Annotated in this window: 19 protein-coding genes and 1 pseudogene; 13 read left to right on the top strand and 7 right to left on the bottom strand. The window is 61.7% G+C overall.

Going from position 1 to position 22,146, the window contains the following annotated elements:
- The first annotated feature begins 47 nt into the window (after positions 1-47).
- Positions 48-806 carry a DNA-binding transcriptional repressor DeoR gene (deoR, locus tag BFQ01_RS26350; protein ID WP_065927542.1) on the top strand — a complete coding sequence of 253 codons (759 nt, stop codon included), beginning with the start codon at positions 48-50 and terminating at the stop codon, positions 804-806.
- Here the strand turns inward: deoR and BFQ01_RS26345 are convergent.
- The 5 genes and pseudogenes from BFQ01_RS26345 to BFQ01_RS33490 all read right to left on the bottom strand — a co-directional run.
- Positions 803-1,849 carry an aldose 1-epimerase family protein gene (locus tag BFQ01_RS26345; protein WP_065927541.1) on the bottom strand — a complete coding sequence of 349 codons (1,047 nt, stop codon included), beginning with the start codon at positions 1,847-1,849 and terminating at the stop codon, positions 803-805. The two genes, deoR and BFQ01_RS26345, sit on opposite strands and share 4 nt — an antisense overlap.
- On the bottom strand, positions 1,846-3,177 hold the full coding sequence (gene fucP / locus BFQ01_RS26340) for an L-fucose:H+ symporter permease (RefSeq protein WP_065927540.1): 1,332 nt from the start codon (positions 3,175-3,177) through the stop codon (positions 1,846-1,848). Before fucP ends, BFQ01_RS26345 begins: the two co-directional genes overlap by 4 nt.
- 26 nt (positions 3,178-3,203) lie before the next feature.
- Complete coding sequence (gene rbsK / locus BFQ01_RS26335; protein ID WP_065927539.1) at positions 3,204-4,124, bottom strand: ribokinase; 921 nt, start codon at positions 4,122-4,124, stop codon at positions 3,204-3,206.
- Between the two features lie 199 nt (positions 4,125-4,323).
- Positions 4,324-5,049: a methyl-accepting chemotaxis protein gene (locus BFQ01_RS33495; RefSeq protein WP_370671277.1), complete on the bottom strand. Its 726-nt coding sequence runs from the start codon at positions 5,047-5,049 to the stop codon at positions 4,324-4,326.
- A 132-nt stretch (positions 5,050-5,181) separates the two neighbouring features.
- Positions 5,182-5,937: pseudogene (locus BFQ01_RS33490) on the bottom strand (MCP four helix bundle domain-containing protein); the annotation flags it as partial.
- A 136-nt stretch (positions 5,938-6,073) separates the two neighbouring features.
- On the opposite strand from BFQ01_RS33490, the gene BFQ01_RS26325 reads away from it, so the two are divergent.
- The gene (locus BFQ01_RS26325) at positions 6,074-7,282 is read left to right on the top strand and encodes a multidrug effflux MFS transporter (RefSeq protein ID WP_065927537.1); all 1,209 of its coding nucleotides are present in this window, start codon (positions 6,074-6,076) and stop codon (positions 7,280-7,282) included.
- A 100-nt stretch (positions 7,283-7,382) separates the two neighbouring features.
- On the top strand, positions 7,383-8,240 hold the full coding sequence (locus tag BFQ01_RS26320) for an SDR family oxidoreductase (protein ID WP_065927536.1): 858 nt from the start codon (positions 7,383-7,385) through the stop codon (positions 8,238-8,240).
- A 157-nt stretch (positions 8,241-8,397) separates the two neighbouring features.
- On the opposite strand, the gene xerC is transcribed toward BFQ01_RS26320, so the two are convergent.
- Together xerC and BFQ01_RS26310 are read right to left on the bottom strand one after the other, a co-directional pair.
- Complete coding sequence (gene xerC, locus BFQ01_RS26315) at positions 8,398-9,312, bottom strand: site-specific integrase (RefSeq protein WP_027605855.1); 915 nt, start codon at positions 9,310-9,312, stop codon at positions 8,398-8,400.
- 108 nt (positions 9,313-9,420) lie between these two features.
- On the bottom strand, positions 9,421-10,233 hold the full coding sequence (locus tag BFQ01_RS26310; protein WP_065927535.1) for a M949_RS01915 family surface polysaccharide biosynthesis protein: 813 nt from the start codon (positions 10,231-10,233) through the stop codon (positions 9,421-9,423).
- A 400-nt stretch (positions 10,234-10,633) separates the two neighbouring features.
- Here BFQ01_RS26310 and arnC point away from each other — a divergent pair, with 400 nt between their 5' ends.
- From arnC to BFQ01_RS26260, 10 genes are all read left to right on the top strand, one after another.
- Positions 10,634-11,671 carry an undecaprenyl-phosphate 4-deoxy-4-formamido-L-arabinose transferase gene (gene arnC / locus BFQ01_RS26305; RefSeq protein ID WP_065927534.1) on the top strand — a complete coding sequence of 346 codons (1,038 nt, stop codon included), beginning with the start codon at positions 10,634-10,636 and terminating at the stop codon, positions 11,669-11,671.
- Complete coding sequence (arnA, locus tag BFQ01_RS26300) at positions 11,668-13,659, top strand: bifunctional UDP-4-amino-4-deoxy-L-arabinose formyltransferase/UDP-glucuronic acid oxidase ArnA (RefSeq protein ID WP_065927533.1); 1,992 nt, start codon at positions 11,668-11,670, stop codon at positions 13,657-13,659. The genes arnC and arnA overlap by 4 nt, the downstream gene beginning before the upstream one ends.
- A complete protein-coding gene (arnD, locus tag BFQ01_RS26295; protein WP_065927532.1) occupies positions 13,659-14,543 on the top strand; it encodes a 4-deoxy-4-formamido-L-arabinose-phosphoundecaprenol deformylase in 885 nt (294 codons plus the stop codon). The genes arnA and arnD overlap by 1 nt, the downstream gene beginning before the upstream one ends.
- On the top strand, positions 14,540-16,195 hold the full coding sequence (gene arnT / locus BFQ01_RS26290) for a lipid IV(A) 4-amino-4-deoxy-L-arabinosyltransferase (RefSeq protein WP_065927531.1): 1,656 nt from the start codon (positions 14,540-14,542) through the stop codon (positions 16,193-16,195). Before arnD ends, arnT begins: the two co-directional genes overlap by 4 nt.
- Positions 16,192-16,539 carry a 4-amino-4-deoxy-L-arabinose-phosphoundecaprenol flippase subunit ArnE gene (gene arnE / locus BFQ01_RS26285; protein ID WP_065927530.1) on the top strand — a complete coding sequence of 116 codons (348 nt, stop codon included), beginning with the start codon at positions 16,192-16,194 and terminating at the stop codon, positions 16,537-16,539. Before arnT ends, arnE begins: the two co-directional genes overlap by 4 nt.
- On the top strand, positions 16,536-16,949 hold the full coding sequence (arnF, locus tag BFQ01_RS26280) for a 4-amino-4-deoxy-L-arabinose-phosphoundecaprenol flippase subunit ArnF (protein ID WP_065927529.1): 414 nt from the start codon (positions 16,536-16,538) through the stop codon (positions 16,947-16,949). The genes arnE and arnF overlap by 4 nt, the downstream gene beginning before the upstream one ends.
- On the top strand, positions 16,946-18,325 hold the full coding sequence (locus tag BFQ01_RS26275) for a UDP-glucose dehydrogenase family protein (protein ID WP_065927528.1): 1,380 nt from the start codon (positions 16,946-16,948) through the stop codon (positions 18,323-18,325). The genes arnF and BFQ01_RS26275 overlap by 4 nt, the downstream gene beginning before the upstream one ends.
- 3 nt (positions 18,326-18,328) lie before the next feature.
- Entirely contained in the window at positions 18,329-19,951 is a 1,623-nt protein-coding gene (locus BFQ01_RS26270; RefSeq protein ID WP_065927527.1) for an ArnT family glycosyltransferase, read from the top strand.
- A gap of 239 nt (positions 19,952-20,190) precedes the next feature.
- Positions 20,191-20,901, top strand: a complete 711-nt coding sequence (locus BFQ01_RS26265; RefSeq protein WP_065927526.1) for an HPP family protein — start codon at positions 20,191-20,193, stop codon at positions 20,899-20,901.
- Positions 20,902-21,042: 141 nt separating this feature from the next.
- Positions 21,043-22,146: an enoyl-CoA hydratase/isomerase family protein gene (locus BFQ01_RS26260; protein ID WP_065927525.1), complete on the top strand. Its 1,104-nt coding sequence runs from the start codon at positions 21,043-21,045 to the stop codon at positions 22,144-22,146.

Here is a 22,146-nt window from a genome sequence, read left to right as displayed (position 1 = left end):
ATTAAATGTTACTTATCTAACACAAACAATCAAGCCCTGGAATACTCGTGGACAGTAGAAAAGCCGAGCGACTCAAGCTTATCCAACAAGCCTTGCAGGACCAGAACGCCATTCACCTGAGGGAAATGGCGGCGCTGCTGGAGGTTTCGGAGATGACCCTGCGCCGCGATCTCAACCACTTCAGTGATCACCTGCGCCTGCTGGGTGGCTACATCACCCGGGTCGGCAGCGAGGTCAGCGATTACCGGGTTGCCGAGCAGGACACCCGCCACGTCGAGGAAAAGCGCCGCATCGGCAAACTCGCCGCGCGCCTGATCCAGCCCGGTGACACGGTGTTTTTCGACTGCGGTACCACCTCGCCGTTTGTGATCGACTTCATCCCCGACGACTTGGAGTTCACGGCGGTGTGCAGCTCGTTGAACGTGCTGCTCAAGCTGCATAACAAGCCCAACTGCCACATCGTGTTGTGCGGCGGCACCTTCCATCGCAAGAACCAGGTGTTTGAAAACAGTGCCGAAAGCAGCATCCTCGACAGCGTGCGCCTGACATGGGCCTTCGTGACTGCCGCCGGCGTCAGCCAGGCATTCGGCGTGACGTGCTTCAACTTCAATGAAGTCGAGGTCAAGCAAAAGGTCATGCGCCAGGCCCAGCAACGTGTGTTGCTCGCCGACTTCAGCAAGTTCGACACGGTGCGCACCGCTCACTTCGCTGCCCTGCAAGACTTTCAGTACGTGGTCAGCGACAAGAAAATCCCCCGCAGCTACAAGGACGCCATCCAGGCCCACGGCGCGCAATTGCTGGTTTAACCCAGCAACCGCTGGCGTTCCTGCGCGCTCAGGTAGCCGGTGGTGACACTGAACGAAGCGCTGGCTCCCGCCGCCAGAAAACGCACGTGGCCTTTGGCTTTCTCGGCGTTATAGCCCTCGGGTTCGCACGTCGATGGCAGCACGAACGCCGCCACTTGCTGATCCGGCGTGTGCAGGATCCAGCGTGCGGCGTGGGCGAATTGTTCGGGGCGATAGCGGGTGTAGAACGCCGCGCCATCGGGATGATCCAGCAGGAAGTGGGCCTGGCCGTTGGCGTCTGTGCCGACGCCGTCGAAGAAAAACACGATTTCAGGGTCGTACAACCCCGGCTGATCGAGACAGGCCAATTGCCCGGGTTGTTCGGCCAGTTGCGCCATGTAGGCACTCCAGTCCGGCGTCGGCTTGACGTGGTCCGGAATACTGGTGCGCAGGCGCAGGCGCTGCATGCCCCATGGCTCTACAAACCGCGCGCCGGCCACAAAGGCGTAGTTCATGTGGGCCATGTACATCAGTTCCATAGGCTTGCCGGCCAGGTTGGTCACGTCCATGTCAATATCGAACACCGCCGAATCGGCGCGCAGGGTCACGCTGGGGCACGCCCGGTAGCGATCGCCGAAGCCCTTGGCGTATTGATAGCAACCGCCCAGGCGCACAAAGCCCTCGCCGATTTCCAGCCAGGCCGAATCCATCGGCGCGCAGGGCATTTCACCATGCAGGGCATGGGTGTCATCCGGCGCCGGGCAGCCGTTGCGCAGCAGGCCACTGTGAAACATGAAGCAGCCATAGGTATCGATGACCGTCGGGCTGGGCCGGGGTTGCTCGAACAGGTTGCTCATGGTCAGGTCACAGCCGTCGAACACCGCCGACCAGATCATCTGCCCTTGATAAGGCAGCAGCACCAGGCGTCCACGACTGTTCTCCAGGCTCACGGCCAGCACGCCGGACGGATAGATCCAGGCACTGACCTTGAAATCCTCGGACTGCAACAGGATTCTCTCCTGCTCGGCAAACACCGCTGGATACAGCGCAATCCGCGTATTCATGAGGCCACCGCCGCAACAGCGCTCGACGGTAACGTGCCGGGTTGGCGCATGCACTTGACCGCGTACATCACGATCACGATAAAGCACAGCAACGGCACGCTGTAGGCCAGCTGCATATTGCCGCCGCTGGCATCGGACAACAGGCCCTGGAAGATCGGAATCACCCCGCCGCCGACGATGCTCATCACCAGCAATGAACCGCCGACGCCGGTGTCTTCACCCAGGCCATCGATGGTCAGGCCGTAAATGGTCGGCCAGCACGGGCCGAGGAAAATACTCACACCGACCGCTGCGTACACCGCCGAAATATTCGGCACCAGAATGGTGTAGGCCAGCAGCACAATGCACAGCACACCGTAGATCGCCAGGACCTTGGCCGGATGCAGGCGGCGCATCAACAGGTTGGCGATCATCTTGCCGACAAAGTAGGCGGCAAAGGTGGTCAGCAAAAACCATGAGGCGCTGCGTTCATTCATTCCGCCCATTTGCATCGCCAGGCGAATGGTAAAACTCCACACGCCGACCTGGGCGCCCACGTAGAGAAACTGCGCCAATACGCCAAAGGTAAAGCGCGGGTTACGCCACAGCCGGCCCAGGCTCTCACGCAGGCTGCCCGGCTTGCTGTCAGCAGGCTTATTGCCCTTGCAGGCGGGGAAACGGGTAATGGCGATCAGGATAAACATCAGCACCAGCACCGCAATCATCCACTTGTACGGCAACAGCGTGGACTGGATCATTTGCAACTGCTGCACAGCCGCCTCGGTGGCGCTCATCTGTGTCAGCTGTTCGGTGGTGGCGTCGGTGTCCTTGAACATCACGAAGCTGCCGACGTACACCCCGGCCATCGCACCGAAGGGGTGGAACGTCTGCGAGATGTTCAAGCGCCGCGTCCCGGTTTCCCGTGGCCCCATCAGGGTCGAGTAGGTGTTGCAGGCGGTTTCCAGGAACGACAGGCCGGCCGCAATCACAAACAGCGCCAGCAGGAACATGCCGTACTTGGCCGTCGACGCCGCCGGGAAAAACAGCAGGCAGCCGAACATGTACAGCAGTAACCCGATCAGGATCGTGCTCTTGTAGCTGAAGCGGCGCACCACCATTGCCGCCGGAATCGCCACGAAAAAATAGCCCAGGTAAAACGCCGACTGCACAAAGGCGGTCTGGAAATCACTGAGCAAAAACGCTTTCTTGAAGTGTGCGATCAGCACGTCATTCATGCTTGCCGCCGCCGCCCACAGCGCAAAGATGCTGCACAGCAGGATAAAGGCGAACCAGGGAGTGCGGTTCAGGTAGAAACCATCGGGTGTCTGTTGCAGCGCAGGTTTGTTCATTATTGTTCTCCGGGCTGGTTTGGGGATTACGGCTGTTGCTGGAAACGAGCGAACGCCTCGCTGTCGGGGTATGACGTCTGGGTGCCCAGGGCCATGACCGAGCAGGCGGAATACGCCACGGCCTGTTCCATGGCCTGCCGGATACCGCCGTCGCGGCTCCAGTGCTGGATGAAGCAACCGATAAAGGCATCGCCGGCGCCCGTGGTGTCCCGTGCCACGACCTTTCGGCCCGGCACCCGGAATTCGCCCTCCTCTCCCACGTACAACGCACCGTGTTCACCGAGGGTGACGATCACGTGGCGAATGCCGCTGGCCACCAGCGTGCGCGCGGCGCGTTGGGCGGCGTCCGGCGAGTCCACGACCTGGCCGCTGATCAACGCCAGTTCCGATTCATTGGGGATCAGGAAATCCAGCTGTGCCAGGTGCTCCCCGCTCAGGCCGGCCAGGGCCGGTGCCGGGTTGAGCAGCACCGCGATGCCGTGCCGGTGCGCAAATTCGATGGCGTAGTAGACCGTCTCCAGATTGATCTCCAACTGCAGCACGATCAGGGTGCACTCGCGCAGGTCGGCGGCCGCCGCGTCGATGTCCGCCGGCAACAAATGCGCATTGGCGCCTTTGACGATCAGAATGCTGTTGTGGGAGTCGGCCCGCACAAAAATCGGCGCGACACCGCTGGAAACCCCAGGCACCCGCTGCACATGACGGGTGTCGATACCAAAACGTTGGAAGTTGGCCAGGGTGTTGTCGGCAAACATGTCGTCGCCGACCTTGCTCAACATCAGCACCTGCGCCCCAAGCTTGGCGGCCGCCACCGCCTGGTTCGCCCCCTTGCCGCCACACCCGAGGGCAAAGCCAGGCGCTTCCAGGGTTTCGCCCTGGGCCGGCATGCGGTCGATGTAGGTGATCAAATCCACCATATTGCTGCCGATGACTGCGATCTTGCTCATTGCTATTCCACCTTGTTGCACCACGACCAGGCAGGTCGTGGCGCTCTTGTTTTGTTATTTAAATAACATTGGGTGTGAATATTCAATCTTTTTTTGCGGTGCCCGGTCAACGAGCCCTGCGGGTGGGCCGGTGGACCGGGCAAAAAAAACCGACCCACAGGGGGCCGGTCCATAAAGCGTGTATCAGGTCTGTGCGGTGTTACAGGCTGAAGCGATCCACGGATTGCGACAACTTGCCGGCCAACCCGGCCAGTTCATCGGTGGTCGAGGCGGTTTCGCCGATGATGCGGCTGTTGTTTTCCGACATCCCCGCAATCATCTCCACCTGGTGGGAGATTTCGTTGCTGGCCAAACTCTGTTCACCGATGGTGCGCGAGATGTCGTTCACCAACTCGGTGGTATTCAGGGTGGCTTGCAGAATATCGCGGATCGCTCGCTCCACCTCGGCAGTCACCGCCATGCCTTTATCCACTTGGGTGACGCCCTCCTCCATGCTGGTCACCGCTTCCCGGGTGTTCTGCTGGATACGCCCGACCATGCTGGCAATTTCCTGGGTCGAGGCGCTGGTGCGGCCCGCCAGGCTGCGCACTTCATCGGCGACCACCGCAAAGCCGCGTCCCTGTTCGCCGGCGCGGGCGGCTTCAATCGCGGCGTTAAGGGCCAACAGGTTGGTTTGGTCCGCGATGCCCTTGATCACTTGGATAATGCTGAAGATCGCCTCGGACTCCTTGTCCAGCGTACGAATGACCTGGGCCGATTGCTGCGCTGAGCGGGCAATGCCATCCATGTCCTTCACCACCTGGTGGATCACCCGGCCGCCGTCCTTGGCCAGGGCTTCGGCCTGGTTGGCCATATCCAGGGCGCGCCCGGCATGCCGGGTGATCTCTTCGATACTGGCGGTCATTTCACTGGCCGCCGCCGCCATGGTGCTGGCGGCCGCGCTTTGCTGCTGGCTGCTGCCGGCGACGTCATGGCAGCCCTGGCTCAAGCGTTCGCTCATACCATTGACGCCATGGGCATTGCTGCGCACCACCTCGATCATGCCGCGTAGATCTCGCTGCATGGTGGCAAGGCTGCGGATCAACGAGCTGGCTTCGTCCTTGCGCTTGGGTTCGACAATCGGCTCGCTCAAGTTGCCCCGGGCGATACTGTCGGCAATACGGCTGGCGGCCTGCAGCGGCGCCATGATGCTCGACAACACCCAGCGCCCCTGGGCCAGCAGCAGCAACAGGCTGGCGAGCAATACGGCGCCCAAGGTCAAATTGGCGTGGCTGATGGTCTGCCGCGTGCTGGCGCTGGTCTCCTGGGTATTGCTTTCGATCAGCTCGCTCATCGCCGCCATTTGATCTTCCAGCTGGGAAAACGCCTTGTTGAAGGTGTCCAGTTCCCCGCGAGCGGCCTCAGGATTCTCCAGTGCCAGCGCGACGATGCGCTCGCCGGCACTGATATAGGTGTCCAGGCTGGGTCTGATTTTTTCCAGGCCGTTCTTGATCGTGGCATCCAGCGGCAACTTGAGGTTGTCCCCCAGTACCTGACGGAAATGCTCGGCGTGTTCCTTCAACGAGGTGTTGACCTCGTCCTTGCTGCTGGTGCTTTTGCCCAACCCCACGAGCATGGCAGACAGCACGTCGGCACGCAGTGCGTCGTGCATCATGTCGGCTTCCATATGGTTGCGCAGGACCGTCATGCTCACCTCGCTATCCTGTACGGCCTCGCTCATCCGAACATTCCCCAGGTAGCCGGCCAGGCTCATGACCAGAGCCGTGAGCAACCCAGTCGCAATCAACAGCATCAAGCGTAATTTGATCGTCATGCTGACATCCCCATACCCAACCGTCGAAGCAACGTTCTTACCGTTATCGGCATCAATCCCTGTTAGTGAAGCCTAAGTTTGCGGATCTGCGCGGATCCCTTAAGCTGATCGGCTTTTGCGCTGCCGGAAACCGCCCATGTCCCGAAGTATTGCCCACCTTGCGTTACTGCTGGGGTTGATCACCGCCGTCGGCCCGTTCGCCATCGACATCTACCTGCCCGCCCTGCCTACCCTGGGCGCCAGCCTGCACGCCTCGCCGGCGGCGGTACAGATGAGCCTCACGGTGTTCTTCATGGTCATTGGGGTGTGCCAGCTGTTCTACGGCCCGATCAGCGATGTGTTCGGGCGCAAGCCGCCGATTTACGCCGGTCTGCTGATCTTTGCGGTGGGCAGCGTCGGCTGCGCGCTGGCGCCCACCATTGAAGTGCTGATCGGCTTTCGTGCCGTGCAGGCCTTCGGCGCCTGTGCCGGGATGGTCATTCCCCGGGCGATCGTGCGTGACCTGTACACCGGCCATGAAGCCGCGCGGCTGATGGCCTTGCTGATGCTGGTGATGAGTGTGTCGCCGATTCTCGCGCCACTGGCCGGCAGCCTGGTGATTTCGTTGTGGAGTTGGCGCGAAGTGTTCGCCGTGCTCGCGGTGGTGGCCGTGCTGTGCCTGGTGATGACAATTGTGCAGCTGCCCGAAACCCATCCCACCGAGCGCCGGCTGGGCAAGACCTTGGGCACGGCGTTCAGCAGCTACGGCGCACTGCTGCGTGACCCGGTCTTCATCGGTTTGTCGGTGGTGTGCGGGTTCGGGCTGGCGACGTTCTTCGTGTTTATCGGCAGTGCGCCCTTCGTGTATATCGAATACTTCGGCCTCACGCCTACCCAGTTCAGCCTGTGTTTCGCCCTGAACGCCGCGTCGTTTTTTGCCATGAGCCAACTCACTGCACGCTTGAGCGCACGCTTCGGCCTGGCGCCACTGATTCGTTGGTCGGTGGTCGCCGTAGCCGCCGTTATGGTGCTGCTGGCCGCGACCACGCTGTGGGTCGACAGCCTGGCCTTGATGATGGCGTTGCTGTTTATCGGCTTCGGTTTCCTCGGCCTGTTGTTGCCGGCGGCGGGCGTGTTATCCCTGGAAGATCATGGTGCTGTGGCGGGATCTGCCTCCGCGCTGTTGGGGGCCATCCAGATGATCACCGCTGCCGTGTCCATGACCCTGGTCGGAGTGTTTGCCGACCACACGCCGGCGCCGATGCTCATCGGTATCGCGCTGTGTGCGCTCGCGGCGATGTTCACCACGCTGTGGACCTTGCGCCGCCTGCCGGCGCACCTGGCGAGCGCCCCACCCCACGGCTGAGCGATACCGCTCGTCGGGCCTGGCCGGCATCCATTACAACTATCGCCGGCCATGAAACTACTAATCCCATAGCACCGTTCGAAACCTATGGAGATTGGAAATGACTGACTACCCACGCCCGCCCTTCGCCCCCCAGGCGCAAAACGTGCCCGGTACCCAACGCACGATGGACCCGTACCCGGACTGTGGGGAACAGAGTTACAAGGGCTCCGGCCGGCTGGCCAACAAGATCGCCCTGATCACCGGCGCCGACAGCGGCATTGGCCGCGCAGTGGCCATCGCCTTCGCCCGTGAAGGCGCCGATGTGGCCATCGCCTATCTGGACGAACACGAAGACGCCAGGGAAACCGCGCGCTGGGTCGAGGAAGCGGGCCGCCAATGCCTGTTGCTGCCCGGTGACATTGCGCAAAAAGCCACCTGCCAGGCGCTGGTCGACAAGACCGTGGAACAGTTCGGGCGCATCGACGTGCTGGTGAATAACGCGGCATTCCAGATGACCCACGAAACGCTCGAAGAGATCGAGGATGAGGAATGGGTCAAGACCTTCGATATCAACATCACCGCGATGTTTCGCCTCTGCAAGGCTGCGCTGCCGCATATGAAGGCCGGCAGTTCGATCATCAACACCAGCTCGGTGAACTCCGACATGCCCAAACCGACCCTGCTGGCCTATGCCGCCACCAAGGGCGCAATCGCCAACTTCACCGGCGGCTTGGCGCAATTACTCGGCAGCAAGGGCATCCGCGTCAACAGCGTCGCGCCCGGCCCGATCTGGACGCCGTTGATCGTGGCGACCATGACTGATGAAGACGTGCAGAACTTCGGCAGCGAAACCCCACTGGGCCGCCCCGGCCAACCGGTGGAAGTGGCGCCGATTTATGTGCTGCTGGCATCGGACGAGGCCAGCTACATCTCGGGTTCGCGTTATGCGGTCACCGGTGGCAAACCCATTCTCTAAACCCACCGATCAATTAAGCGTACTTGCCTTTTGTAGGAGCGAGCTTGCTCGCGAAAAACGTCTACGGTAACGCGTGCATTCTGGATAAATGCGGTGCCTGTGAGCTCTTCGTGAGCAAGCTCGCTCCTACAGGGCCTAGTAATATCGCGCTGATCGCCTATAAATCGAACCGGTCCACCGCCCGCCTCCGCTCATTGTCGTCACGCACGTCATAACTGGCGGTGGTCTGGATATTGGTGTGGTGCGCCAACTTCTGTGCAATCGACAGGTCATGCTCCTCGATCACCCGCGTGATGAACGAGCGGCGAAAATCGTGGGGCATGATCTTCACCCCGACCTGCTCACCCCGTTGGCGCGCGATGTAGTAAATCGCGTGCTTGGTGATACGTTCGCGGGTGATATGGCTGCCCCTTCGTATGCGGTTGAACAGGAAGCTGTCGTCCTGCTCGCCTTCCTTGAGCTGTTCGCGCCTGAACGCCAACCAGGCCTGCAACTTGGCGAAAGCCCAGTCCGGTGCATACTTGACCAGCTCCTTGTTGCCCTTGCCGATTACCCGCAAGCTGCGTTCATCGAAGTTGATCTGCGCCAGGTCGAGGTTGACCGACTCGGACTTGCGCATGCCCGAGCCATACAGGATGCCGATGACCGCTGCATCACGCAGGCCTTGGGGGCGAGGGTCGGCGGCGCAGACTTCCATCATTTCCCGGATCAACGTGCGCCGCAGATTGCGGCCCTGGCCCAGGCGCGTGCCGGGCGTGGCCTTGACCGTGCGCATTTTCAGGAGATGTTCCTGGCTGATCAGGCTCATGCGCCAGGCTTCATTCATCACCCCGCGCACGGCATTCACGTACAGGGATGAGGTATTCGGCGCGTAGCCGTCTTCACGCAACGCTGCGACCAGGGCGATGACATGTTCGGGTTGCAGCAGGTGCCAGTCGATGTCTTCGAGGTTGATGTCTTCGAAGCCCAGGCGGTCGGCGGCGTCCTGCAGCACGTAGCGCATGGTCAGTTGGCTGGAGGGGGCCAGGCGGGTGAGGTAGAGGGTCAACGGGTTACGGATAGACTCGGTCAAGGTAGATCAGCCTTTGGATTAAATACCTCGAACAACTCATTGTTTAATCGAGGTATTTAGTGAATTGGCGAAGACCGAGTCTAACCCAGGAAAAGCCCTGGCACAAAATCACGGTGCCGTGTCTTCATCCTCGGTGGGCGCCTGGGGCTGGGTCTGGGCCTGACTCCATTCGGCATCCTGCTTCTGCATCAGTGCGAACCAGTGCTGACGCATAAAGGTCAGGTAAGCGTCCGGCGCCTTGGCAAAGTCCTTCTCATCGCCATAGCAACCCGGCAACGGCAACTCCGTGCCCTGCTCCTTGTACTGGCTGACCAGCGCCTGCTGCCCGGCCACGCTACAATCCTTGGGCAGCGGCATGCCACGCAGGGCCCCGGCCTCTTCATCCCACCAGGCTGCGCCGACCCGGTCGACCCCGCGCAGGCGGTACTTCTGCGACTTGCCGACATGCATGATCAGCTTGAATTCGTTGGGGCTGACATCGCTGGTGCAGGAGCGCGAATAGCCCACGGTGGCCTGGGTGACGCCATCGCCGGTGAGGTCGGTGACCTTGGTCGCGGCCATGTCGAAGCGCAGCGCCGCATCGAATTGGCAATGCTGCACGTCGTCGTAGAGCATCCACATGCGCTTGGGACGGTCACCGTCGATCAGGTATTGGGCCGCATAGACAAACGCCGACTGGGTACCGTCATCCTCGCGTTCACTGACCTGCTCGGAGAGCACCAGCAGGTTCTTGCCCTCGCGGTCGTCCCAGGTATAGGCGGCGACCTGCCTGCCGCGCACTTCAACACCCTCAGGCACTTGGGCGAGCGCGGTGAGCGCCACGCCATCATCTGCCCGCACGGTCGTGACGCAGGCCGCCGTCATCAACAATCCGATCAAAACGGGCCGCCATTGGCCGCTTATACGCTGCACGCTATTCATCCGAGTACCCTGGCAAGAGATGGCTTACTTTACCGGCACTTGAAGCGCATTGCAGAGAAGATTCTTCAATTAAGACCAAGGGCTGGCGGATTAAAGCGCCTCACCTGCAGACAACGCCTATTCAGCCTGCGGGCCTTACCCTGCCATACCTTAGTTGCGTAGCTGAACCCTAGCTGTCTACCTGTCAAATAAACGAGTTTTTCATCTGCCTTTCATATCTGTTGCACATTTTTGCGCTTAATCTTGAACGTGAAACTTCAGAGCGAGTCCCACAACACCAGCTAACCTGTTGATTAAACTTCAACTTTTGCGCCGTTTTTTACCTGCGAGCCCTACGTTTGCCCAATGATCACTGCTGTTTTTACGCTCCAAGTTGCTCTAGCCCCGAGGTCATGAATCTTTGAAACCCTACCCTATTCATTGCGTGTCGATCGTTATCCCGGTCTACAACGAACAAGAAAGCCTGCCTGAACTGCTGCGTCGCACCACCGCCGCCTGCAAGCAACTGGCCTACGAATACGAAATCATCCTGGTGGATGACGGTAGCCGTGACAACTCCGCCCAATTGCTCGAAGACGCCGCCGCGCAAGACGGCAGCAACGTGGTGGCGGTGATCCTCAATCGCAACTACGGGCAGCATGCGGCGATCATGGCCGGTTTCGAGCAGTGCCGGGGCGAAGTGGTGATTACCCTCGATGCCGACCTGCAGAACCCTCCCGAAGAAATCCCGCGCCTGGTGGAACAGGCCGCCTTGGGCTACGACGTGGTCGCCACGGTGCGCAACAACCGCCAGGACTCGGCCTTTCGCCGCTGGCCTTCGCGCCTGATCAACCTCGCCGTGCAACGCTCCACCGGCGTCGCCATGAGCGACTACGGCTGCATGTTGCGCGCTTACCGGCGCACCATCGTCGACGCCATGCTCGCCTGCCGCGAGCGCAGCACCTTCATCCCGATCCTGGCCAACGGCTTTGCCCGTCATACCACCGAGATCCTGGTGCACCACGCCGAGCGTGAACACGGCGAATCCAAATACAGCGCCATGCGCCTGATCAGCCTGATGTTCGACCTGCTGACCTGCATGACCACCACCCCGCTGCGCCTGCTGTCCATCGTCGGCTTCAGCCTCGCGGGCCTGGGCGTGCTGTTCGCCTTCGCGCTGATCATCCTGCGCCTGGCCTTCGGTGCCCAATGGGCCGGAGATGGCATGTTCGTACTGTTCGCGGTGCTGTTCGTGTTCACCGGCGGCCAGTTCATCGGCATGGGCCTGCTGGGCGAATACCTGGGGCGCATGTACAGCGACGTGCGTGCGCGCCCCCGCTTCTTTATTGAAAAAGTGCTGCGCAACCAACCGGCAGCACCGGCACCCGTGGTCGTCGTCGACGGCCTGGTGTCTTCCCATTCCACCACTACTTTTCCTTCCGATCAGGTTTCGTCATGAATTCAAAAGCCGTTGTCTTCGCTTACCACGATATTGGCTGTGCGGGCATTGAAGCCCTGCTGACTGCCGGCTACGACATTGCCGCCGTGTTCACCCATGCCGACGACCCCAAGGAAAACAATTTCTACGCTTCCGTCGCCCAACTCTGCGCGCGCAACGGCATCCCGGTACATGCGCCGGAAGACGCCAACCACCCGCTGTGGATCGAGCGTATTGCCAAGCTGAACCCGGAATACATCTTCTCCTTTTACTACCGCAACCTGCTGAGCGAGCCGCTGCTGGCCACCGCCAGCAAAGGTGCGTTCAACCTGCACGGCTCGCTGCTGCCTAAATACCGTGGCCGCGCACCGGCCAACTGGGTGCTGGTCAACGGCGAAACCGAAACCGGCGTGACCCTGCACCGCATGGTCAAGCGCGCCGATGCCGGGGCGATCCTGGCCCAGCAAAAAGTCGTGATCGAGCGCACCGACACCGGCCTGACCCTGCACGCCAAGCTGCGTGATGCGGCCACCAGCCTGCTGCGCGACGCCCTGCCGCAACTGGCTGCGGGCAAGCTGACCGAGACTGCTCAAGACGAAAGCCAGGCCACCTACTTTGGTCGCCGTACGGCAGCCGACGGCAAGCTGGAGTGGAAAAAACCCGCTGAAGAGCTGTTCAACCTCGTGCGTGCGGTGACTCAACCGTACCCGGGCGCCTTCTGCGCCGTCGGCGAGCACAAGCTCATCGTCTGGCAAGCCGAAGTGGTCAAGGGCAATGAAGGTCTGGCACCGGGCCGTGTGATCAGCGTCAACCCGCTGCGCATCGCCTGCGGCGAAGACTCTCTGGTGGTCAAGTTCGGCCAGCGCAACGACAACGGCCTGTACCTGGCCGGCCCATCACTGGCCAACGAACTGGGCCTGGTCGACGGCTCCGTGCTGCGCGGTGCCGAGTCCGGCCGCAAGCCGCGCCGGACCCGCGTGCTGATCCTCGGTGTGAACGGCTTTATCGGTAACCACCTGTCCGAGCGCCTGCTGCGTGACGACCGTTATGAAGTCTACGGCCTGGACATCGGCTCTGACGCCATCGAGCGCCTGCGCAGCCACCCGAACTTCCATTACGTCGAAGGCGACATCAGCATCCACACCGAGTGGATCGAGTACCACATCAAGAAGTGCGACGTGGTCCTGCCGCTGGTGGCCATCGCCACACCGATCGAATACACCCGCAACCCGCTGCGCGTGTTCGAGCTGGACTTCGAAGAAAACCTCAAGCTGGTGCGCTACTGCGTCAAGTACAACAAGCGCGTGATCTTCCCGTCGACCTCCGAAGTCTATGGCATGTGCCAGGACCAGTACTTCGACGAAGACACCTCCAACCTGGTGGTTGGCCCGGTCAACAAGCAGCGCTGGATCTACTCGGTCTCCAAGCAACTGCTGGACCGCGTGATCTGGGCCTACGGCGCCAAGGGCCTGAACTTCACCCTGTTCCGTCCGTTCAACTGGATGGGCCCGCGCCTGGACCGCCTGGATTCGGCGCGTATCGGCAGCTCCCGGGCGATCACCCAGCTGATCCTGAACCTGGTGGAAGGTACGCCGATCCGCCTGTTCGACGGTGGCGAGCAGAAGCGTTGCTTCACCGACATCGCCGACGGTATCGAAGCCCTGGCGCGCATCATCGATAACGAGAACGATGCCTGCAACGGCCAGATCATCAACATCGGCAACCCGGAAAACGAAGCCAGCATCCGCCAGTTGGGCGAAGAGCTGCTGCGTCAGTTCGAGGCGCACCCGTTGCGCGGCAACTTCCCGCCGTTTGCTGGTTTCCGCGACGTCGAGAGCAAGGCGTTCTACGGCACCGGTTACCAGGACGTGGCGCACCGCAAGCCAAGCATCGAAAACGCCAAGCGCCTGCTGAACTGGGAGCCGACCGTGGAAATGAGCGAAACCATCGGCAACACGCTGGACTTCTTCCTGCGTGAAGCCATGCTCGAAATCGCGGACAAAAAGTAATGAAGGCAGGCTTGCGCATCGACGTCGATACCTACCGCGGCACCCGTGAAGGCGTGCCACGGTTGCTCGAATCCCTGGATGAGGCCGGGGTCAAGGCGACGTTCTTCTTCAGTGTCGGGCCGGACAACATGGGGCGCCACTTGTGGCGCCTGATCCGCCCGCAGTTCCTGTGGAAGATGCTGCGTTCCAACGCGGCCGGCCTGTACGGCTGGGACATCCTGCTGGCCGGCACCGCCTGGCCAGGCAAGCCGATCGGCCGTGACCTGGGGCACTTGATGCGCCAGGCCAAGGCGGCGGGGCATGAAGTCGGCCTGCACGCCTGGGATCACCACGGCTGGCAGGCCAACACCGGGCGTTGGAGCGATGCACAGCTGGTCGAGCAGATTCGACGCGGCGTGGAGACCCTGAGCGACATCCTCGGCGAACCCATCGACTGTTCGGCGGCCGCCGGTTGGCGTGCCGATGAGCGTGTGGTGCAAGCCAAGCAAGGTTTCAACTTTCGCTACAACAGCGATTGCCGGGGTACCAGCCTGTTTCGGCCGACATTGGCCGATGGCAGCGCGGGCACGCCACAAATTCCGGTGGACCTGCCGACCTTCGACGAAGTCGTCGGGCCGGTGGTGGCCGCCAAAGACTTCAACGGCTTCATTCTTGACCGGTTTGCCGAGTCGAAGCTCAACGTCTACACGATCCACGCAGAAGTAGAAGGGATTCTGATGGCCAATGATTTTCGCCAGTTGCTCGCCCAGGCAGGGCAGCGCGGCATCGACTTCAACCCCCTGGGCGACTTGTTGCCTGCGGACCTGACCACCCTGCCCCGGCAACACCTGGTGCGCGGCGCCTTGAGCGGCCGTGAGGGGTGGCTCGGAGTGCAGCAGGCATGATCCGGCGTTGGGCCTTGCCCCTGCTCCTGCTGGCGTTCGGTGTGTTTTACCTGTTGCCGCTGACCACCCACGGCCTGTGGATTCCGGATGAAACCCGCTATGCACAGATCAGCCAGGAAATGCTGCTGACCGGCAAGTGGGCCTCGCCGCACTTCATGGGGATCCGCTATTTCGAAAAACCGGCTGCCGGTTACTGGATGATCGCGCTGGGCCAGGCGATCTTCGGGCAGAACCTGTTTGGCGTGCGCTTCGCCTCGGCGCTGAGCACCGGCTTGAGCATCCTGCTGGTGTACCTGGTGTCGCGCCGGCTGTGGAATGACCCGCAAAAAAGCCTGGTCAGCAGTGTGCTGTACATGAGCTTTGTCAGCGTGGCGGCACTGGGCGGCTATGCCAACCTCGATCCGCAGTTCACGTTCTGGGTCAACCTGACCGGCGTCGCCCTGTGGTTCTGCTTCGACAGCACCACCCGCAACCGCCGCCTGGGGGCCTGGGCGCTGCTCGGTTTTGCCTGTGGCATGGGCTTTATGACCAAGGGCTTCCTGGCGTGGCTGTTGCCGGTATTGATCGCCCTGCCCTACGCGATCTGGCAGAAGCGCTTTCGCGAACTGCTCGGCTACGGCCTGGTCGCCGTGGTCGTGGCCATTGTGGTGAGCCTGCCGTGGGCCCTGGCCGTGCACCTGCAAGAGCCGGACTACTGGAACTTCTTCTTTTGGCACGAGCATATCCAGCGCTTTGCCGGCGACGATGCCCAGCATGCGGAACCGTTCTGGTATTACCTGCCGCTGCTGATTGCCTTCTGCCTGCCGTGGGTGGCGCTATTGCCGTCGACCCTGAAACAGGCGTGGCAGGAAAAACGCGCGGCGAAAACCGCCTTCCTGTTGCTGTGGCTGCTGATGCCGCTGGCGTTTTTCAGCCTGGCCAAGGGCAAGTTGCCCTCCTACATCATGCCGTGCCTGTTACCGCTGGCGTTGTTGATGGGCCATTCCCTGGCCGACAAACTGGCCCAGGCCCGTGGGCGCGTGTTACGCATCAACGGCTGGCTGAACCTGGTCATCGGCGTGCTGGCCTTGCTCGCGCTGACGTGGGTCCAACTGAAAAAACCGGTGTATGAGCACGGCAGTGAAACCCTCAGCCTGGTGCTGGTGTTTATGTTCCTGTTCGGCTGGATCGTCGCCAACCTGCTGCAAGCGTCGCGCCCGCTGCGCTTGTGGGCGGCGCCGGCGATCGGCAGCTGGTTGCTGGTGGCGCTGGTCCCGGCCGCATTGCCCCATTCGGTGGTTTATAACAAGACCCCGGACCAGTTCATCATCGATCACCTCCAGGAGTTGAGCCAGACCAGCGCGTTGCTGAGCAACGACCTCGGCGCGGCCTCCGCCCTGGCATGGCGCGTCAAGCGCCCGGACGTGACCCTCTATAACACCGTCGGCGAAGTGAAATATGGCTTGGCCTTCGACGATGCGGCCCATCACAAGGTCGACACCACACAGGTCCAGCAATGGATGAGCGACGCGCGAAAACACGGCGCGGTCGGTGTGGTGATGCGCGTCAAGGGTGACGACGAACTCGCCGAAGTGGACTTGCTGCCCAAGGACGGCAAGCGCTACGAGCAAGGCAATATCGTGATCCTGGTGTTCCCGCAGGTTGCGCCATGATCACACTGCTCCTGTTATTGGCGGCCTGCCTGCTGACATGCATGGGCCAGGTCTCGCAGAAATTCGCCGTGGAAGGCTGGCGCGGCCAGCCCGACGGTTGGGCGCTGAAACTGCGCTCACCATGGTTGTGGTCGGCCCTGCTGTGCCTGGGTTTTGGTTTGCTGGTGTGGTTGCTGGTGTTGCAGCGCCTGGAAGTCGGCATCGCCTACCCGATGCTCAGCCTCAATTTTGTCCTGGTCACCCTGGTGGCACGCTGTGTATTCAACGAACCCATCGACACACGGCATTGGCTGGGTGTGGTGCTGGTGATTGCCGGTGTGGTGCTGCTGGGGCGCCAGGTATGAGCCGCGTGCGTGGTTTTGCCCTGGCCCTGGGCAGCGTTGGCCTGGTCAGCGCCGCCCAGTTGGGTATGCGCTGGAGCATGACGCGCCTGCCCTTACCCACCGAATGGCTGACCGCGTTCAACAGCAACGCCATCGACTTCACCGCGTTGGGCGTAGTAAGCCTGGCGATCCTGGCCTACGCGCTGTCGATGCTCTGCTGGCTCGGCGCCCTCAAGCACCTGCCCCTGGGCCGCGCCTATTCGCTGCTGAGCATCAGCTATGCGCTGGTGTACCTGCTGGCCGCCAGCCTGCCGGTGTTCAACGAACATTTTTCCCTCTCGAAAACCCTGGGGGTGGCCTTGGTCATCCTCGGAGTGCTGGTCATTAACTCTCGCCGTGCTAGCGCTGCAAGCGCCAGGAATGCCCCATGAAAATCAGTGTATTTGGTAGTGGTTACGTCGGTCTGGTGCAGGCCACTGTGTTGGCCGAAGTCGGTCACGATGTCATCTGCATGGACGTCGATCAGAACAAGGTCAAGCTCCTGCAGCAAGGCCATGTGAGCATCTTCGAGCCGGGGCTGGCGGCCATGGTCAAGGAAAACCTGGAGAGCGGGCGACTGCATTTCACCTTTGACGAAAAGCTTGCCGTCGAACACGGCGAAGTGCTGTTTATCGCGGTGGGTACACCGTCGGATGAAGACGGCTCGGCGGACCTCAAGTACGTGCTGTCGGTGGGCGACGCGGTAGCCCGCCACCGCATCGACCCGGTGATCCTGGTGGAGAAATCCACCGTCCCGGTGGGCACCGGCGACACCCTGCGCGCCCATATCGAAAAAGCCCTGCACCTGGCCGGCCGGCACCTGGAGTTCGATATCGTCTCCAACCCGGAATTCCTCAAGGAGGGCTCGGCCGTTGCCGACTGCCGCCGCCCGGACCGCATCATCATCGGCTGCGAGCGCGAAGAAGTGCGCGACGTGATGCGCGACCTGTACGCGCCGTTCAACCGCAACCATGACCGCATCATTTTCATGGACCTGCGCAGTGCCGAACTGACCAAATACGCCGCCAACTGCATGCTGGCCACCAAGATCAGCTTTATCAACCAGATCGCCGAGCTGGCCGAACACCTGGGCGCCGATATCGAAGCCGTGCGCCTGGGCATCGGCGCCGACTCGCGCATCGGCTACCACTTTATCTACCCCGGCTGCGGCTACGGCGGCTCGTGCTTCCCCAAGGACATGCGTGCCTTGATCCACAGCGCCAAGCAGGCCAACTGCTCCAGCGACCTGCTGGAAGCCGTGGAAGCCATCAACCAGCGCCAGAAGAGCAAGCTGTTCGAACGTATCAATGCGTTCTTCCAGGGCAACCTGCGCGGCAAGACCTTTGCCCTGTGGGGCCTGGCGTTCAAGCCCAACACCGACGACATGCGCGATGCACCCAGCCGCGTGCTGATGGAAGCCCTGTGGGCCGCCGGCGCCAATGTGCGGGCGTTCGACCCGGAAGCCATGCAGGAAACCCAGCGCATCTACGCTGACGAGGAGCGGCTGATGCTGATGGGCACGCCGGAATCCACGTTGCTCGGCGCCGATGCGCTGATCGTCTGCACCGAATGGCAGCAGTTCAAGGCGCCGGACTTCGAGCTGATCCACCAGCGCCTGAAAACCCCGGTGATCTTCGACGGCCGCAACCTGTATGACGGTGAGCGCCTGGCGCGCAAAGGCTTCCAGTATTACCCGATCGGTCGTGGCGATTCCTGCCAGTTGCCGATCCCCCAGCAACAGTGGGTGCCGCAGGTCGTGGAAGCCTGATTCGTGAACAAAGCTCAACCGTCCCTGCTCAGCCCGACGATTCGTCGCCAATCCCTCGGCTTGGGATTGCTGGCGCTGCTGTTGTTCATCGCCGGCAGTTGGCACCAGGCGATTATCGGTTTCGACTCACGCTTCGTGGTATTTGCCCAGGAGATGCTGCGCCATGGGCCGGGTTTTTTTCCCACCACCTACGGGCAGCCGTATGCCGATTACCTGGCCACCTCGACGCTGATGACCTGGCTGTTGTCCCTGCCCCTGGGCCAGGTCACCAGCCTCACGGCCTGGCTGCCCACGTCGATTGCCTCGGCAGTGATCGTCATCCTGGTGTATCGCCTGACGGCGCCCTACTCCCAGCGTTGGGGGCTGCTGAGCATCGCGCTGTTGTTGCTGAGCAGTACCTTCATCAGTGAAACCCGTGCGGTATCCCTTGACCAGATGCTCGCCGCCATCGCCCTGGCGGTGTTCTACCTCGGTTATGCCCATGATCATTTCGGTGCGGGCAGACGCCTGTACTGGCTGTACCTGCTGCTGATCCTCGGCTTTGCGATTCGCGGGCCGATCGGGCTGGTCATTCCCACGGGTGTGCTGTGCAGCTACTACCTGATCAACCGGCAATGGCGCCAACTCTTCAGTTTTGGCCTGCTGGCCCTGGCGCTGCTGGCGGCCTGTGTCGGCCTGCTGTTGCTGATGGCCAAGCTCAGTGGCGGCGAGAGCTTCATGCAGGATGTGATCCGCATGCAGTTCCTGGGGCGCATGGACGGCAGTGAAGGCTCCAGTGGCGCGTTGTATTACTTCACCAGCTCGCTGGGCAACTACGCCCTCGCCTATCCCGTGGCGCTGCTGGTGCTGCTGGCGCTTGCGGTCGGTGGGCGCCGCGTGCCGACGCCGGCGTTGCAACTGGTGCTGTACTGCGCCGCCGCAGGCTTGCTGGTGATGTTGGGCCTGTCGATTCCCCAGGCAAAGAAGGCTCGCTATGTGCTGCCGATGTTGCCGATGGCAGCGATCATTGCGGCGTACCCGTTCCAGGTCGCTGAGGGGCGGCTGTTTGCATGGCTACGCGGGCTGATGCTGGGTCTATGGACACTGCTGCCAGGCCTGCTGATCGTCGGGCTGGTATTCGCGAGGCCACGCTATCCGCAGCAGTTGAGCCAGCTGGGGCCGGTGTTCGCCGTTCTCGGCGTGTTGCAAGCCTTGGCATTGCTGGCGTTGTTCAGGGCTCGCCTACGGCCGCTGGGTCCGGCGCTTGCCGCCGTGCTTGCGGTTTGGGCAACCTATATTGCCGTGGTCGAACCGCTCGAACGCAGCGTCTACGACACCCGCACCTTTACCCTGCAAGTGCATGAGCAGGTCAAGCAACAGCGCGCCCCCGTGGTATTGCACGGCTTGGGCAAAGACGCCAAGGCGATCAAATACATGGTCAACCTCGACTGCGACCAGGTGCCGTTGTTTACCCAACAAGCTTCTGACCTGGCACCGCTGCAAGGGCCGGCGTGGCTGGTGATGAGCCAGGCGGATTTCGAAGGGCTCGAAGACCCGCGCTTTGCCTCTATCACGCCTACGTTGAGCGGTGAGTTCGACCGAACTCCCTATGTGCTGCTGCACCTGGCTAAACCTGTCCAACCTTGAGTTGCGTCTGAACCCCAACTGTAAACTCGATGGCCACATGCGGTAGCTATCTACCGCTCCGCCACGCCTTGATAAACTCATTATTTTTGTATTTAACCCTCATTAATATGCATTGGCGCTGCCATGCCGGGCGCGGCACACTGCGCGGGTTCCTCCCCCAAATGCAGGAACTTTCAAAGGGCTTTTCCGGGCAACCAGACAAGCCTTTTTTTTGCCCGCCGTTTATGGATTTCCTTTCAATGCGCTCTCGCTGGTTTCCCGCTGCTATCAACACCCGCCCCACCGAATGGAGCCGTGCCGCGATTGGCATGGCCTTGGGTACATTCTTCAGTGTGTGGCTCTGTGCCCAGGTTTTTGGCATGGAGGTGGCCCTGCACCTGCTCGGCCCGCTGGGGGCTTCGGCGGTGTTGTTGTTTGCGGTCTCATCCGGGGCGCTGGCACAACCCTGGTCGATCATCGGCAGCTACCTGTGCGCCGGTGTCGTGGCGTTGCTGGTGGCCCGCGTCCTTGGGCGCACCCTGGGCGGTGCCTGCCTGGCGGCCGGCATGGCCGTGGTGCTGATGTGCTGGTTGCGGTGCCTGCACCCGCCCGCCGGTGGGCTGGCCATGAGCCTGGTCCTGGCCGACCCTGCCTCCGCCGCCCTGGGCTGGCACGAATTGGGGGCCGTATTACTCGGCGCCGGCGCCTTGCTGGCCTGTGCATTGGCCTACAATAATGCGACGCGAACGCGCTACCCCAAGGGTGCTGTCGAGACGTCGACGACTGTCCTGCCTGACCCCAGGGCCGCCCGCGACCCCGCTATCACGGCCGCCGACTTGAAGCTGGCGCTGGCGGACATGGAGCAATTCTACGACGTGGCCCCGACGGAGCTGGAGCAATTGATCCATGCTGCAGAAACCCACGCTCGGCGCCGCAGCATCGGTGAAGTACTGGCAACCCGCGTGACCTGAACCCGCGCCCGCCACCCTGCATAAATGCAAAAACGACCTGCATGATTTCGGGTTGTACTGTGCAAATTTGCACTGGTACGATCACGGGAGTGTTTGCGCACGACCATCTTGATAAAGAACAATAAAAGCAGGGAGTTACAGATGACTGCTCAGGTTTCAAGCGAAGCAAGCAGCGCCGAGAGGCGTCAGGACGACGTACTGGCCGAAGTACGCAACCATATCGGTCACCTCACCCTCAATCGCCCCGCCGGCTTGAATGCCATCACCCTGGACATGGTCCGCAGCCTGGCGCAACAGCTGCACGCCTGGTCAGACGACCCGCAGGTGCATGCCGTAGTCCTGCGCGGTGCGGGCGAAAAGGCATTTTGTGCCGGCGGCGATATCCGCTCCCTGTATGACAGTTTCAAACGCGGCGACACCCTGCACGAAGACTTCTTCGTCGAGGAATACGCGCTGGACCTGGCCATCCACCATTACCGCAAACCCGTACTGGCCCTGATGGACGGGTTTGTCCTGGGCGGCGGCATGGGCCTGGTGCAGGGTGCTGATTTGCGCGTCGTCACCGAGCGCAGCCGCCTGGCGATGCCGGAGGTGGCGATCGGTTACTTCCCGGACGTCGGTGGCAGCTACTTCCTGCCGCGCATTCCCGGCGAGCTGGGCATTTACCTCGGCGTGACCGGCGTGCAGGTTCGCGCGGCAGACGCCCTGTATTGCGGGTTGGCCAACTGGTACCTGGACAGCGCCAAGCTGGCCAGCCTCGACCAGAAACTCGACAGCCTGCAATGGCATGAATCGCCGCTCAAAGACCTGCAAGGCGTGCTGGCCAAGCTGGCGGTGCAGCGCCTGCCCGACCCGCCGCTGGCCGCATTGCGCCCCGCGATCGACCACTTCTTCGGCCTGCCGGACATTCCGAGCATCGTCGAGCAACTTCAGGAGGTCACTGTCGCCGACAGCCATGAGTGGGCACTGAACACCGTCCACCTGATGCAAACCCGCTCGCCCCTGGCCATGGCCGTGACCCTGGAAATGCTGCGACGCGGCCGGCGCCTGCCGTTGGAGCAGTGCTTTGCCCTGGAGCTGCACCTTGACCGCCAATGGTTCGAACGCGGCGACCTGATCGAAGGGGTCCGTGCGCTGATCATCGACAAGGACAAGAACCCTCGCTGGAACCCGCCGACGCTCCATGGACTGAACAAAAGCCACGTCGACAGCTTCTTCCATCACTTCGAGCAGGTTGCGAAATAA

The sequence above is a fragment of the Pseudomonas sp. 8 R 14 genome, from assembly GCF_900005955.1.
Taxonomy (GTDB): Bacteria; Pseudomonadota; Gammaproteobacteria; order Pseudomonadales; family Pseudomonadaceae; genus Aquipseudomonas; species Aquipseudomonas marginalis.
The sequence above is the reverse complement of the archived record's forward strand: the minus strand, read 5'-3'. Positions and strand labels throughout refer to the sequence as shown.